Origin of the sequence: Pannus brasiliensis CCIBt3594 (assembly GCF_036688125.1) — a bacterium.
Taxonomy (GTDB): domain Bacteria; phylum Cyanobacteriota; class Cyanobacteriia; order Cyanobacteriales; family Microcystaceae; genus Pannus; species Pannus brasiliensis.
Genome location: NZ_JBAFSM010000031.1, coordinates 1 through 15010 on the forward strand (window position 1 = coordinate 1; position 15010 = coordinate 15010).

General features: G+C 50.4%; 14 protein-coding genes. 9 read left to right on the forward strand and 5 right to left on the reverse strand.

The window, feature by feature from the left end:
- The first annotated feature begins 191 nt into the window (after window positions 1-191).
- The 6 genes from V0288_RS15525 to V0288_RS15550 all read left to right on the forward strand — a co-directional run bounded on the left by V0288_RS15525 (window position 192) and on the right by V0288_RS15550 (window position 2723).
- Entirely contained in the window at window positions 192-536 is a 345-nt protein-coding gene (locus V0288_RS15525) for a hypothetical protein (RefSeq protein ID WP_332866040.1), read from the forward strand.
- Between the two features lie 223 nt (window positions 537-759).
- A complete protein-coding gene (locus V0288_RS15530; RefSeq protein WP_332866041.1) occupies window positions 760-1014 on the forward strand; it encodes a hypothetical protein in 255 nt (84 codons plus the stop codon).
- 321 nt (window positions 1015-1335) lie between these two features.
- Window positions 1336-1608, forward strand: a complete 273-nt coding sequence (locus V0288_RS15535) for a hypothetical protein (protein ID WP_332866042.1) — start codon at window positions 1336-1338, stop codon at window positions 1606-1608.
- Window positions 1605-1976 (forward strand): hypothetical protein, encoded by a 372-nt coding sequence (locus V0288_RS15540; RefSeq protein ID WP_332866043.1) that lies wholly within the window; start codon window positions 1605-1607, stop codon window positions 1974-1976. The genes V0288_RS15535 and V0288_RS15540 overlap by 4 nt, the downstream gene beginning before the upstream one ends.
- A 287-nt stretch (window positions 1977-2263) precedes the next feature.
- Window positions 2264-2533, forward strand: a complete 270-nt coding sequence (locus V0288_RS15545; protein ID WP_332866044.1) for a hypothetical protein — start codon at window positions 2264-2266, stop codon at window positions 2531-2533.
- Window positions 2534-2552: 19 nt separating this feature from the next.
- On the forward strand, window positions 2553-2723 hold the full coding sequence (locus tag V0288_RS15550; protein WP_332866092.1) for a Txe/YoeB family addiction module toxin: 171 nt from the start codon (window positions 2553-2555) through the stop codon (window positions 2721-2723).
- A gap of 216 nt (window positions 2724-2939) precedes the next feature.
- On the opposite strand, the gene V0288_RS15555 is transcribed toward V0288_RS15550, so the two are convergent.
- On the reverse strand, window positions 2940-5138 hold the full coding sequence (locus tag V0288_RS15555) for a phosphoketolase family protein (RefSeq protein ID WP_332866045.1): 2199 nt from the start codon (window positions 5136-5138) through the stop codon (window positions 2940-2942).
- A 119-nt stretch (window positions 5139-5257) separates the two neighbouring features.
- On the opposite strand from V0288_RS15555, the gene V0288_RS15560 reads away from it, so the two are divergent.
- The 3 genes from V0288_RS15560 to V0288_RS15570 all read left to right on the forward strand — a co-directional run bounded on the left by V0288_RS15560 (window position 5258) and on the right by V0288_RS15570 (window position 8357).
- A complete protein-coding gene (locus V0288_RS15560; RefSeq protein WP_332866046.1) occupies window positions 5258-5578 on the forward strand; it encodes a hypothetical protein in 321 nt (106 codons plus the stop codon).
- Window positions 5579-5721: 143 nt separating this feature from the next.
- Window positions 5722-7542, forward strand: coding sequence for a serine/threonine protein kinase (locus tag V0288_RS15565; RefSeq protein ID WP_332866047.1), 1821 nt, complete (start codon window positions 5722-5724; stop codon window positions 7540-7542).
- On the forward strand, window positions 7539-8357 hold the full coding sequence (locus V0288_RS15570) for a hypothetical protein (RefSeq protein ID WP_332866048.1): 819 nt from the start codon (window positions 7539-7541) through the stop codon (window positions 8355-8357). The genes V0288_RS15565 and V0288_RS15570 overlap by 4 nt, the downstream gene beginning before the upstream one ends.
- A gap of 189 nt (window positions 8358-8546) precedes the next feature.
- Here the strand turns inward: V0288_RS15570 and sds are convergent, their stop codons facing one another.
- From sds to V0288_RS15590, 4 genes are all read right to left on the reverse strand, one after another.
- Window positions 8547-9518, reverse strand: coding sequence for a solanesyl diphosphate synthase (sds, locus tag V0288_RS15575; protein WP_332866049.1), 972 nt, complete (start codon window positions 9516-9518; stop codon window positions 8547-8549).
- A 707-nt stretch (window positions 9519-10225) separates the two neighbouring features.
- Window positions 10226-11071, reverse strand: coding sequence for a glutamate racemase (gene murI / locus V0288_RS15580; protein WP_332866050.1), 846 nt, complete (start codon window positions 11069-11071; stop codon window positions 10226-10228).
- A 188-nt stretch (window positions 11072-11259) separates the two neighbouring features.
- Window positions 11260-13167 carry an N-acetylmuramoyl-L-alanine amidase gene (locus V0288_RS15585; protein WP_332866051.1) on the reverse strand — a complete coding sequence of 636 codons (1908 nt, stop codon included), beginning with the start codon at window positions 13165-13167 and terminating at the stop codon, window positions 11260-11262.
- Between the two features lie 140 nt (window positions 13168-13307).
- Window positions 13308-14681 (reverse strand): cation:proton antiporter, encoded by a 1374-nt coding sequence (locus V0288_RS15590; RefSeq protein ID WP_422661989.1) that lies wholly within the window; start codon window positions 14679-14681, stop codon window positions 13308-13310.
- Between the last annotated feature and the right edge of the window lie 329 nt (window positions 14682-15010).

A 15010-nucleotide genomic window follows, 5' to 3' on the forward strand; every position in this document is an offset into this window, starting at 1 on the left:
CTCGATCTTTCCGCGAGGTTTCTATCTTCCCCGACCCTAGAGTGATAAAAGAGCGTTACAGCCTTTCTCAGATAAATGAGGTACGTTTTGGGAGCTAGAACCCTTTAGTAGCAAGGGTTTGTCTGTACTTCACCTTTACGAGAAAGGCTGTAATCAGAAGTTCTTTATTTGAAAGTATCTGGGAAAGTAAAATGAGTCTATTAGTCTATAACGAGAAAACAAAGAAGCTTGAAACTAAACTTGGATGGCAAGAGATATTTGAGCCATTTGCTGGTTATAAAGCTACATTGGCAATTATTAAATACGTTGTAGATCGGGTGAATTCAACAGGTAATCTTTCTCAAGATGACGGTGAAAACATAAAAAAAATCATTGAAGAGGGACGCAAGCAAAAAGTTGATGAAATGGAGATTGAAATGAGTCGTGATGTCGTTACAGGGCTTGATGTAAATGGCATAGAAGGCATCGATGTGACTTTCGGAAGCAAAGGAAAAACAAAGTATGTTATAAAGGTAAAATATAAGTACGATAATTAATCTAAGAGGATGTTTGAAAAGGGTCGGGTGGAAGCAGAGAATGAGGCTTTCAGCCATCGAAGGGGACTTTCCAAACATTCTCTAATGAGATCTTGGTAGGTTGAGTTGAGGGAACGGACGGTGTTGGCGAAACATTGCTTAATACCCTAAAAACCTTGATGCTACGTTATTCAGTCTGCGAACATCCTGTAGTTTTGTAACGTAATCAATTGAAGAAAAATTGATGTTTGCTGAAGATGCCATTACTATAAAATCTGTTTGGAATAAAAAAGCAAGAGATCTCGATTTTATAAAAAAAATAAATATTTTACTAGGACTACCTCTATTTCTTTCGGCTCACTCAGCAAAAGCAATAACAATAGGTGTTCAGTCTGTATATTCCTCAGAAAAAGGTGGTCTATCCGATGTACAAAATTTTGTTCACTACAAAGAAAAATATCTAAAAAATATTGCCGTTCTAAGAAGTAGGTTGATTTAGCGATCGCCGATCTTGTAGCGCGATCGCCGATCCGGTAGGATGCGTTAACGAAATGTAACGCACCAAATTGATTGTTACTCATTGTAATTATCTAATTCTTGGGATGTTTATGAATGCGATCGCCGATCTTGTAGTTCGATCGCCCTCATCTTGTCGATTAAACTTTAAAAATGCGATCCCGTATTACCGTCATTATAGTTCGATCGCCCTCATCTTGTTGATTAAACTGGTTCTTCGGTTCGTGTTAGATTCATTCAGTGTGCGGCAAGGTCGATCGCCCGAGCTAAGATAAAGGGATTCAGTTGAAACGAGGTCAAACCGATGGCGATTCGACAACCCCGCTACAGCAAAGAAGAATTCGCTCGACGTGGCGATGAGATTTATGAATCTCGGGTACGCCAGCAGGTCGAAGAGGGCAATCATGGCAAAATCGTGGCGATCGATATTGAAACCGGAGCGTTTGAGGTAGCGGACGATATTTTGCCCGCGACCGATCGACTATTCGATCGATTGCCGGACGCTCAACCTTGGATTGTCCGTATTGGATATCGAGCGGTCGATCGTTTTGGCGCGCGGAGTCTCAAAAACCCATGATGAACGGTGTTGTGAGTCCGAACTACGAGGCGATGATTCGATTCGCGATCGGGAATAGAAACGGTCGAATGCAAGTGATTGACGCGGTAATTGATACGGGATACACGGGGTTTCTAAGTGTGCCTTCTGAAATCATTGTTGCCCTGAGTTTACCTTGGACTGGAATCGATCGGGTAACTTTGGGTGACGGAAGCGAGACAACGTTTGAAGTGTATTCGGGAAGGGTGATTTGGGATGGTGAGTACCGAGATATCCCGATCAATCAATCGGAAACCGAGCCTTTAGTTGGAATGAAGTTACTTTACGGTTACGATTTGCGGATTCAAACCGTCATAGGCGGTACAGTTACCATTGAAGCCTTGAAGTAGATAGGTTTGGTTGGTGAAGTACGGTCTAAAAACCAGGTTACAACGGAACGTATCAACCGGTTTCGTTAGGTTCCAGAGGTTATACCGAACCCATACGCACGTTGAAGCGATCGGTTTCTAGCCGAGACGATCGAACCGATCGCCTTCGCTGTTAAGTTCGGAGAAGCGATCGCCCTCATCTTGTTGATTAAACTTTAAAGAAGCGATCGCTTTTCCTGTCATCCGTTCTAACTCATGCTAATTTTGGTATGATAGCAATAATCGCTTGAAATCTTAGGAGAAAGATCGTGATTAGAGCCATTAAACAAAAAGGGATTGTTGGAAGAGAAGGAAAAATAGAGATTCATTCTACGGAACTAGAAGAAGGGACAAGCGTGGATATTATTATTTTGGTCTCGGATACCGAACCCGACACAACCGAATATCTTCTGTCAACAGAAGCCAATCAGCGCGAATTATCCGAAGCCATTGAAAGAATCGAAAATAAAGAAGACCTCGTGACGATTACCGCAGAGGAATGGCATGAAAAATATAGTATTCGATCCGAAAGCCTTTAAAGAATTCAATAAATAGGCCATAGAAGACAAAAAACTCTATAAAAAAATCGTTGACCTGATTGACGATATATTACGTCATCCCTTCTCTGGAATCGGTAAACCCGAACCCTTAAAACATCAACTCAAGGGTTATTGGTCAAGGCGCATTAATGAGGAACATCGCCTAGTTTATAAGATTACAGAAACCTAAATTATTATTTGTAAATTTCATTATAGCTAGGATCGGTACGGTCTGTTTCGCGGTGCATTCGGCAACGCCCTCATCTTGCTGATTAAACTTTAAAAAAGCGATCCCGTGTAACCGCAATAACGGTTACACGATTATCTTTCCCTGTAGATCGATCGAGAAAAAACCCCTATCCAAATCGCCCAGGATAGAGGTTTTTAGAAACATTCAACGGTGAAATTAACCGATTAATTCGATCGATCTTTCCGTCAACGCGTCCGCGGTCAAACCGTTATAAGCCATAATCTCGCCGGCGCTGGCGGTGGTTTCCCCGCGTTTCCAGGCGAAAACATCCCGTTTAGCCGTACTTCTCAGCATAACCGGTTCTAACATCGCGCTAGTTCCTCCCGTGACCCCGATCAACGCGTCACCCCCGAAAAGGCGATCGAATCCCGCGTCATCGAGAAAATTCCCATCCGATTCGGAACAAGCCGACCACATCACATCACCGGGACGGTAGAGACGACGGGGATTGATTACCGAGACAATCCGTACCCCGATTCCCTCGCTTTCCAACCGCGTCGCGGCCTCGAAAACCGGCAGTAACGTCATATCGCCAATCACCGCGAACACCACCTTCTTCGTCCCCGCGGATTCGTGGAGAATCACCCCGCCATCCTGTAGCGCCTGACGGGTTTGCTCGAACGTCGTCCGTACCGGCAGAGGCGATTTACTCGCGGTGATGGTGATGCCTTTATTCTTCGTTCCCAGCGCCCACTCGTAGCAAACTTGGGTACTATTGGCATCGCAGGGGAAAAGCGGGAAAATATTTCCATTTCGCATCATAGCGGCGAAATAGTTCTCGATTTCCGGGCGTTGGTGCGTCCAGCCGTTGCGACCTTGCTCTAACGCCCCCGCGGTGAACAGCGTGATCGTCGAGGGAGTGGGACGGCGCAGTTCGGCCATCGCTTGCGTCACCGTCTGCCAGATGGGTAAACCGTTAATCGCGAACGATTCGTAGGAACACCACAACGTCCGCGCGCCGAATAGAGATAACGCCGCCGCTAACCCCGCGCAAGCGTCCTCGTTGAGGGGTTCGTATACCTGACCGGTGGGACCCTGATAGTAGGTATCATCGATCGTCGGGTGGACGATTTTCAGCCCCACGTTAATATTATTAATCCCCGACGCGGCGTTCCCGTCCGCGTTGGTGACGACGAAATTCGGGTCTTTTTTGCCCACCGCGACCACGATTTCCCCCATCGCCGTCGTCGCGACTTTTTTATCGCCACCGACCGCGTATTCCGTCAGGGGAAGGGTTCCCAAATCCGGCAGGGGTAACTCGAATTCCGTCACCACGGTACGAACCGCCGGGCCGCCTCCCGCGCGTTCCCAGTTCTCGCGGACTGTCGCCCACGCGTCCGGGGAAAGGGCGCGTTCTTTGAGGGCGCTGACGATGTAATCTTTTTCTAGGGTGTCGCCGGGATAGAGGTTATGGGAGGCCGCGCCGCGCTTGTGAACGCCCGCGCCTTTGAGTTGTTTGACGATTAAAACGGTGAGTTTGCCGCCTAACGCGGATTTGGCCGCTTTATCGGTAGCGGTCAGGACGGCTTTCGCGAATTCTAGGCGTTTGGGGAAGGAAAACTTGGTACTGTCTACATAATCGCCGATTTGGTCGGTATCGTCGTAATCTTTGGCGTTAACGAGGATAACTTCCTCGAATCCGTTCCCTTTCCAGTAGGCGATCATTTCCTCGTTGGTTTTGATCGAAACCATACTATGGTGTTCTTGGGAATAGCCGTTCCAGACGAGGATAGGGAGAAAATTGGTGATTTCGGGATAAGCGGTGTGAAAATGCCCGAAACTACTCATAATATACGGTTCACCGAGTCCCCCGTCACCGATCGTCACGGGAAAGAGAATATCGCGGTGAAGTTTCGCGCCGGCCATCGCGAAATGTTGTCCCTGTCCGAGAGGGCCCGCGGGGCCGAGGAGTCCCGGAATCTGTCCGGATAGGTGTCCTAATAACCCGTGTTTCTCGCGGAATCGTTCCCCCAGTTGGGCGACGGTGTTGATGCCCATTTCCTCCAGGGATCGATCGAGGAAAACGTTACTATAAAATCCGGGCGCGTGGTGTCCCACTTCCGTCACGGTGTTCTTATAGCCCAGCATGACTAACGCCGCGATCGCGTCCGCCGCGCTGGCGAATCCGCCGGGGTGTCCGGATTCCTTGGTCGCGGTAATCTGTAGGGTGAGGTAGCGTAGGGCATCCGCGCCGAGTAGGGTTTGATAAACGGCGGCCGGATCGTTCGCGTCGGCGATCGAGCTTTGTCCTTCTCCTATAACGGCTTTTTTTCCGTATTTTTCAAATTCTGGTAACGCTTCCCCGAAATATTGGATTCCTTGACAAAATTCGGGAATCGTGCTAATAGCTGTCATATTGTTTAAATACCCCTGTCCATAACGGCAAATATTAAAACCATCTTACAGTTCACGGTCGCCCGCGATGGATGTGATATCCTCGTTGGTTTCCATAGTCGATCGACTATGGGGGGAGAGTGGGGTTTTATGAAAACGAGGGTTTTAGAGATTCGGGCGATCGGGCCGGTTTGTTGAGCGTGGTGATAGTGATCGGCGAGGAACCGCAAACTTTCACCTTCTCTCGTCACGGACAACGGATCGGTGAAATCGAGATCTTTATCACTAATGAAGACGAGGATTTCGCTAGAGTTTTTCTATTCAATCAACACATCGCGGGCGAAGTGATGAAGCTGGTCGATCGAGTTTACAATGGAGAGGAAGTAAAGTTTCCGATCGAGTTAGGAGATTTCGGTACGAAAGAGGAAGCCCTAGCTTTACAGAAACCTTTCGAGCGTTGACTTCAAACTATCAAGTTTAAAAATCTTGAGTGTGATTGTAATCACAAGATCTTTCTGGCTCGATACAAATAAATTATAATTATGATCGCTAGGAATACAATTTTTAGCGATACAAGTAATAGTTATCGCTCGAAGTGAGTGACATGACCCTTTGTATTAACCCCGATTGTCCTAGGTCTTCCGATCCGTTAAATGCGAACAATAGTACCTGTCGTAATTGCGGTTCGGCACTTCTTTTACAAAATCGCTATCGAATACTCGGAAAATTAGGTGCTGGTGGTTTTGGGGACACTTACGAGATCGATGATGAGGGTACGCGAAAAGTCCTGAAAGTGCTAACAGAACAGAATCCGAAAGCGATCGAGCTATTTCGGCAAGAAGCGAGCGTTTTAAGCCGTTTAAATAGTAACGGAATTCCAAAAGTAGAACTGAATGGATATTTCACGTTGACCACGCCGAAAGGAGACGTATTACATTGTTTAGTAATGGAGAAAATCGAGGGAGTAGATCTAGCACGATGGATGTTAAATCGCTCGTACCGGCCGATCGAACAGGAACAAGCGATCGATTGGTTGAGACAATTAATTAAAATTCTCGATCTCGTTCACTCCCATCAGTTCTTTCACCGCGACATTAAGCCTCAAAATATCATGTTGCGCTCGACGGGAGAATTAGTTCTAATCGATTTTGGTGCGGTTAGGCAGATTACCTCTACGATTTTAGCGGGTGGGAGCAATACTAAAATCGTCTCGCAAGGCTATTCACCACCCGAACAGCAAAACGGTTACTCGATCAAGCAATCCGATTTTTTCGCGCTGGGGCGAACTTTCGTATTCCTACTCACGGGGAAAGAGCCTTGCGATCGAGCGATTTATAACCCTTTAAGTAATAAACTAGAGTGGCGCGACAAAACAAGCAATATATCTCCCGGTCTGTTACAGTTAATTGATGACTTAATGGAACCGATCGCCAGTAATCGCCCTCAAAATGGGAAAGAAATATTACAGAGATTGCTAGAATTAGAAAAAAATACTGTACGAGTGGTTCCTCGTTGTACGCGTAATCAAGTTGCTCGCATCCCTTACCGATTCTCGATCGGATTAGCGATCGGTAGTGTTGCCTTATTCGCCAGTATTGCGAATTTTTTACCGAAATCGCCTATAATTCAGTCGTCCGAGCTTTCTACACTCGAAAATCCTAACCGAAAATCTCCTTCTGTCGCTTCCGTGGAAGAAAGTTCTCGAAAAGGTTTGAATGATTCCCGACGTTTTCCGTCCAGTCTACCGACCTCAAAAGAAACACGATTAAAATCGGATGAATCGAAAACCACTCGCGAGATCGAAAAAAACGTCAATAACTCTCAATCTTCTTCCCGAAAATCTCCTTCCGTTGCTTCTGTGGAAAAAAGTTCTCGAAAAAGTTTGAATAATTCCCGACGTTTTCCGTCCAGTCTACCGACCTCAAAAGAAACACGATTAAAATCGGATGAATCGAAAACCACTCGCGAGATCGAAAAAAACACTAACAACTCTCAATCTTCTTTAAAAGCGAATTCAAATAACCATTCTGTATTAACAACAAGAGTTAGAAAGACAAATTCCGCCGATTCGAGAAAAACGGCTCTTGTCCCTAAACGATTAAAATCGGAACTTACTGAAAAAACCAACGAAAATATATGGACTAATCGCCCGTCACAACAAAATCGCTCTACCGCTAATCCTGGTAGTAAGATAGTAAAAACGGTTCCTAATCAACAAGCGAAGAAAAGAGGTAAGAAAAATACTAATCAATCAGTAGCCATCGATTCCACGGGACAACAAAGAGTTTTATCACCGCAACCACCACCGAAAACCGTTGTACGATCATCCCCGACTCTAATCGATCCCGCACAACCTTGGAATGTACAAGACCCTATCCCAAGTTCTTCAGACTCAATAGAAAAAATAATCCGAGAGGAAAAATGATTAAACACATCGTGAAAACTTTACTGACAACTTGTGTAGCTAGTTTTACATTACAGTTAGTCGCCTCTAAAACTTTAGCTCAAGTAGATATGACGAGATTAGGTCAAGTGATATCAACTTGTAGACGGGACGCTCAATCGGAACAATATTATCTAAATATTAAAATTCCTAATAATTTTATACTCAATGAAAATCATCAAAAATATGCTAGAGTTTATATCGAGGAGTGTTTAAAATATCGTTATCATTATTTAACTATCCTATCAAAATTGCCTTGGCTGACTTCAGCCGAAGAAACTCTACCGAAATTTCCCGCATCTGTAGCGGTTGCGATGACAGTTGCGGGTACAAGTGGAAGGAGTAATGAAGCAATTATGACAATGATAGATTGCATGGCTAGTAAAAATTCAAATAGTAATGATTGCAAAAACACTACTTTTTCATATTTATTGCCATTTTTGAGTTCCACTGGTGATTATCGCCCTCTTGTTACTTGGTTTTTCAAGCATTGTCCAATGGAACGGCCTTATTCTTGTAATGAAGTAGTAAACTATTATATTTATGTTTGTCCTTCCTGTACTGTAATTTACGATGACAATCCAAATGATCGAATAATTTTGCAAGCTTTTATTGATTGGTTTTTTGCCCAAAGTGTGGAATATAGAAAAGAAATAGTTGCCTTAATAAAAAATAATTCATTGAGAGAACAGCTAAATGCGGAAGCTGATCAAGCGGTTACTCAATATAGAGAAATTTTGACAAGATTGCAAGAACAAGAGCGAGAGCGACGTAGACGTGAAATGTTAGGTCAGTAGGCGAAGAAATGTATAATTTTCTCGATCGCTTTTCCCCCTCACCACACGATCATCCCTCGCCTGTTGACAACGATCGGCCGTGTTGGTATTAAACGGGTTAATCTAACGAGAAAAAATCCCGAAGCACCGCGACGGATGGATAGAATAATTGATTTTGTAGAACGAGCGATCGAGAATCCCGCGAGCGTTTTAATAAATCCGGCTTAACACGTAATCGACCAGATCGATTAAAGCCTGCTTCGAGGGGGAAGGTTGTAGACAATCGAGATGTTGTAGGGCGCTCTGTCCGTAGCGCGCGGCGAGTTCCTTCGATTTTTGGATGCCCTGACTCGCGTGAACGATCGCCAGCGCTTTCTCGATATCGCCTTCCTCGCTAAATTCCCGATCGATCAGCACCTCTAGATAGGGCGTTTCCCGCATGGCGAACAGAGCCGGCGCGGTAATATTACCACTGATCAGATCCGATCCCGAGGGTTTGCCCAATACCTCTGTCGGCGAGGTGAAATCGAGAATATCATCGACAATTTGAAAGGCCAGTCCGAGATCGCGACCGTATTGGTAAAGGTGATCGTTGATCTCGATCGATCGATCGCTGAGTACCCCGGCCGCCTTAGCACTATTCGCAATTAACGAGGCGGTTTTGTAATAACTCTTATCTAAATAAGCGTCCAGAGAAATACTCGTATCGAAACGATTAATCCCCTGTTGGATCTCGCCCTCGGCGAAGTCCCGGATGACCTCCGATAACAGTTTCACCACCTCCAGATTATCCAGATTCGCCAGATACCAGGACGACTGCGCGAACAGGAAATCCCCCGCGAGCACCGCCACCCGATTATCGAAGAGGTGGTTCACCGTGGGAACCCCGCGCCGCAATTCGGCCTCGTCCACCACGTCATCATGCACGAGACTGGCGGTGTGGATCATCTCCGTGATTTCCGCCAAGCGCCGATGTCGGGGGGTGATGTCCCGATCGAGCAGGGTCGCCCGGGAAACCAACAGCACGATCGCCGGACGAACCCGCTTTCCTCCCGCCTCGAACAGATGTTCCGCCGCCGCCGCGAGAATCGGATGGCGCGCGCCGACGAGGTTCTTCAGATTATCCGTGAGAAGGCGGAGATCATCGTCAACGGGAGCGAATAAAGAGGTGGTTGAGATCATTGGTAAGCCCGGCTTGGCGAGATAGTTACGAAAGTTTACATATCCTTACCCGTATTTTAAGCTAACGGTTCGGTCAAGGGAACGCGATCGGGGAAAATTTCCGCGGGACCCGTCCGGGCGATCGACGGACGGGATCGATTTTCGGCGCGGGATCTAGCCGTCCCTGACAACTTGTGTTAGTCTGATAGTGAAGGTTTTCAAAATTTAGCAATCGCTCCGGACGCGGCGAGACCGTCCAGATGAGAGATTTCTCTCGTCGGTCTCCGCTCGCGAGATCGTGGTGGAAAGTCCGGACCCGGCCGAAATCGATCGGCCCCGTCCGAACGGATCGCTCTCCGGTGGCTTTTATCCCTAGTGTCGGCCGTTCTCGAATCGCTATCTACCGGTTTTCGCGAAGCCAAAGCCCGGGGCGGATCGATCGGCCCCGTCCGAACGGATCGCCTGCCGGGGGCTTGTCTCCCTAGTGCCGGCCATTCTCGAATTGCCATCGCCCGGTTTTAGCGTGGAAATCGAACGATTTCCGACGGTGTTTTGCCATAACTATACTTTCTTCTCCCTTTCCGAAATGCCATGTCCACCACTACCCTCGTATTACCCATACTCTATCTCGTCGTCATCTACCTATTACTAACGATCGCGCGACGAACGAGAATCGGTTCCTGAAGCCGGGCCGACTCCCGTAAAAGATCGCCCCGCGGGGCGATCGCTTACGAACTGACGGGAACTTCAACCGGAACCGGTAGAACCGTCGGCGCGGGAAAGTACACCTTTCCCACTCGGGGCGAGTATCCCAACCACTGCTTGGAAAGACGGGTGAAAGCCTCGGGATCGCCGCTGACCGTGAACCCGGTCGGGAGGGGTCGATCGGTATTTTTCAGCCCTAACAATTCTAATTCCTTCTCGGCGGCGCGCACGACCGAACGGGCGGGATCGATCAACTGTACCGAGTCCGGTAATAAATCTCGGAAAACGGGGGCGAGATGGCGATAGTGCGTGCATCCGTAGACGAGGGTATCGATATTCTCGGCGAGTAGCGGTTCGAGATATTCTTTCGCCACGCGCGTCGTGTAGGGATCGAAAATTCGATTCGCCTCGATCAGGGGGACGAACTCCGGACAGGGAACCTGCCAAACCCTCGCGACCGGGTCGATCTCGTGGATGGCGCGCTCGTAGGCGCGACTGGCCACGGTGGCGGGAGTGGCGATAATGCCGATCCGTTTTCCCTGGCGTACCGCCGCTTTCGCGCCCGGTAGGATCACGCCGAGAATCGGCAGATCCGGGTATTCCTGGCGCACCTCGTCGAGAGCCAAGGCCGAACTGGTGTTACAGGCCATGATCACCATTTTCACCCGTCGCTCGGTCATCCAGTCGAGGATATCGCGAACGAAAGCGATGATTTCTCCCTTGGAACGCGTGCCGTAGGGAAGCCTCGCGGTATCGGCGAAATAGAGAATCGACTCATCGGGAAGCTGTCGATATAGCTCCCGTAAAACAGTCAGTCCACCCACACCACTATCGAACACTCCAATGGGACTACGTTGTGATTCTCTCATATCGGCATTTAAGCGCTTATCTGAAAAATAAGTTGATGATATTAAAACACGAATAAATCGATCCGGTAAACTAATTTTCAATCATTTAAGAAACACGGACATCCGAGCCGCGAAAAAAGGCGATCTGTCGGGAGATCTCGGTTGATATCCCCGTCCCGATCCCGGCGAACGGCCTCGCGACGCGCGTTTTACCGAAGATTTTGTTGGATATATTCCACGATACCGCGGGCGATCGCGGCCGCCATCTGTCGTTGATAGGAGGATTGTTGCAGGTTCGCCGCGTCGATCGCCCCGGTGACGAATCCCACCTCCACTAAAGTCGAGGGCATATTCGAGGTTCTCAGCACGTAGAATCGCGCCCGACGCACGCCCCGGTCGCGGATATCGACGCTTCGGATAATATTGCGGTGAATGGTATCCGATAGTCTTCGATCGCCGAAATAGTAGACTTCCAATCCGCTCACCTCTTCCCGTCCCTTACCCATCGAGTTGGCGTGAATACTGACGAACAGATCCGCGTCGATGCGGTTGGCCATATCCGTGCGTCCCTGAAGGGTGACGAAAAAATCGCTATCGCGGGTCAGGCGAACGTCGATTCCCTGCTGTTGTAGGATTCTCGACACTTCTAGGGAGATGGGCAAGATCACGTCCTTTTCCTGGAGTCCACCGATGCCGATCGCTCCCGGATCTTTCCCCCCGTGGCCCGGGTCGATAACGACGAGAATTCGCCCGTTCCGTTGGCGGGCGATCGGTGGAGAGGGTGTGGGGGCATCGGGAACCCGATCGACGGGCCGCGGCGGGATACTGGTAATCGGTGGCGGGATCACCGAGAGGACGATCGGGATCGAGGGATCGGTCGGGGGCGCCCCGCGGGAGATCCCGCCCCCGGACAGCAATTCCAGGGCGAGAAACCGATCGCCGACCCCGTTCAATCGCCCCGGTTGAAATCCGCGGGCGGTCTGTACGGAGACCACCACCCGATCGGCTCCTTCCTGACGAACCCGCAGTTGATAGATCGGACTATCGCGCCCGAGTTGCGGCCCGCGAAAAGAATCGGCTAATCTAGCGTTCTCGACGCGGATCTCGTAGACACCGCCCGCGGTCATCTGGCCACTGCCTTGCAGGGAGCGATCGGCCCGGATGAGGAGCCGATCGTTCCGGTCGTCGATCTCGATCGAGGAGACGATCGCCGGAGTCTCGCTTCTCGCGGAATCGCGGGGACGGTCGATCGCGCGGGTCGGGGTCGGCGAGGGAAGGTTATCCGAGGAACTCAGTCCCCCGCGCGGCAGGAGTACCAATCCCCCGAAACGACTGTACAGCGCCTGCCAGTCGGGACTTCCCGAAGAGACCCTCAAGGCGACTCTCGCGGAATTCGAGGTTTGAGTGAACTGAATATCGCCCACCCCGTATTGATTCACGGGGAGCGTTTGACCTTGAAGATTGTTCGGTAAAATCGCGCCCGGTAGTTCGACCTCGATCTGTTTCCCGTCGCGGGCGCGTCTGACGCGGATCGATCGCTCGTCCCCGTTACGTTCCAGACGGACGAACAAGCCGTTGCGCGTGATCTGGAAATCCTCGGAATTCGAGGTCGCGGTCTCGGTCGGGGGAGGGGAAGGAGGACGGGGCGAGAGGCGGTCACCGGGGGCGCGCCCTTGACGGTCGGGCGGCGGGGAAGATTCCGGGGTCGGGGGCGGGAGCGATTCGGTAATCGCTTGGGGATCGGGTAACTCGATCGTCCACTGCGTTGGCGAGATCCCGCGGATTTTCACCGCTCGCGGATCGACGGTGTAGCCGGGAGCTAACTCGATGACCACGCGCGTCGTTTCCGCGTCGAACTGGCCGATGCGAAGACCGCGGATCTTGTCGCCGAGCGGTTGGTTGACGTTCCCCTGTCCCAATTTAATCCCCGGCAGATCGACGACGATCCGGGTGGGGTTGGTGATCATCTGCGCTCTCGGCTGGACTCGATCGTCGGTGGTGAAAACGAGGCGGTTAGCACTGTTGTCAAATCGCCAGAACACCAATTTTCCCGCCATCGCGGGAGCCGTCACGAGGACCCAGGCCAGGGCGCTCAAGAATAACCAAGAAAATCTCACGATCGATGCTCCCATTGAGAAGTGAGACAGCTTTTTACCGAGATCGGTACAGTAGATGACGCGTACTGTTCCATAATCCCCGATCGCGGTTTCTAAAACAACCTACAGGGACGCTCCGGACTCCCGCGAAGTTTCCCCGATCACGTCGGGGTTTTCTCCTCGATCGCCCCGTCGGGTTCTTTAAACACCACCCGCAGTAACGGGGGAGCGATAAAGGTCGTTAGGATGACCATCATAATAATCGCCGCGTCCGTGGACGGGGAGAGCGCGCCACTGGCCGATCCCACCCCCGCGAAGACTAAACCCACCTCGCCGCGGGGAATCATGCCCACCCCGATCGCCAGACGATTGAGATTTTCGGACCCGAAAACGGTTAACCCCGTGATCACCTTACCGACGATCGCCACGACGATCAGGAACGCGGCGACGACCAATCCCTCGCGGTTAGCGGGAATCGCGGGGTTGAGAACGCCCAGATCGGTTTTCGCCCCGACACAGACGAAAAAGATCGGCACGAAAATATCGGCGATCGGCACCACCTGCTCGACCAACTCCGATCGCTTCTCGGTTTCCGCCAGCACCAATCCCGCCGCGAACGAGCCGAGAATCGCCTCTAGTTGGATCACCTGGGCGATATAGGAGAGAATAAAGGCGAAAATCAAAGAGACGAGTAGTAATTGCCCCCTCGTTTTCATGCCATCGACCAAGCGCACGTAAAAGGGACTAAGAAAGCGCCCGAGGACGATCGCCCCGATCACGAAGGTTCCCGAACTGATAATCAGATAGATCACCTTACTAATCTGCACCTCGCCGGTTTTCACGAGGGAGGCGACCACCGCGAGGACGATGATCCCGAGAATATCGTCGAGAACCGCCGCGCCGATGATAATTTGACCTTCCTTCGAGGACAGTCGATCGATCTCCGCGAGTACCTTGGCCGTGATGCCGATACTGGTGGCGGTTAACGCCGCGCCCGCGAAAACCGCCGGGATCACCGGGAGATGGAAGAGATAGAGCAGGCCCAGGGTTCCCGCGACAAACGGGGCGACCACCCCGACCACGGCGACGACCGCGGCCTGCGGCCCGACGCGGATCAACTCCTTCAGATCCGATTCCAGCCCGATCTCGAACAGCAGGATAATTACCCCCAATTCCGAGAGGACGGAAATGACCTCGCTGGACGCGGAAAAGACGGCGGGAGCCTCTTCGGGGGTTAGGCTAGAGGTAGATTGCAGGAAATGGAAGATCAGCGACGCGTCTACCCCGCCCCCACCTTCGGGGAAAACGAGTAATTTCAGGGCGGAAACCCCGATCGCCACCCCACCGACCAATTCTCCCAACACCGGCGGCAAATTCAGGCGGGCACAGATCTCGCCGCCGAGTTTACTGGCGAGATAGATCACGGTCAAGCTGAGGAGGACACTAGCCAGGACTAGCGCGCTATCGGCGGGCTCGGCGGTCGCCGTCTCGGCTAGAAAGAAAGCGTTCACATTCCAATCGGGAAAACAGAACATCGACAGTACGTTCATGAAAATTATCGCCCTGATGGCGATCGGCCTCGATACTTGACAGAAGAGGGAGCGGCACGAGAGAAATCCCGCGCTCTTCCCCGGAAAATTCACTTCCCATACTTTACAGTAGAGTTCTCGGAAAAATCAAAATTTCTCGTCGCGAGAGGGGACAGAAGCCGATAGTCCGGGGTTAGAAAACAGCGAAAAGCGTCAGAGGAGGCAGGAGGCAGGAGGCGGGTTTTGTCCGGGATCTTGAACTCCTCCCCAAAACTTTTCCCTTTAAAAAGGGAGGCTTGTAACCCGTTGGTTTCGGGTCAACGGAAGGAAAATAG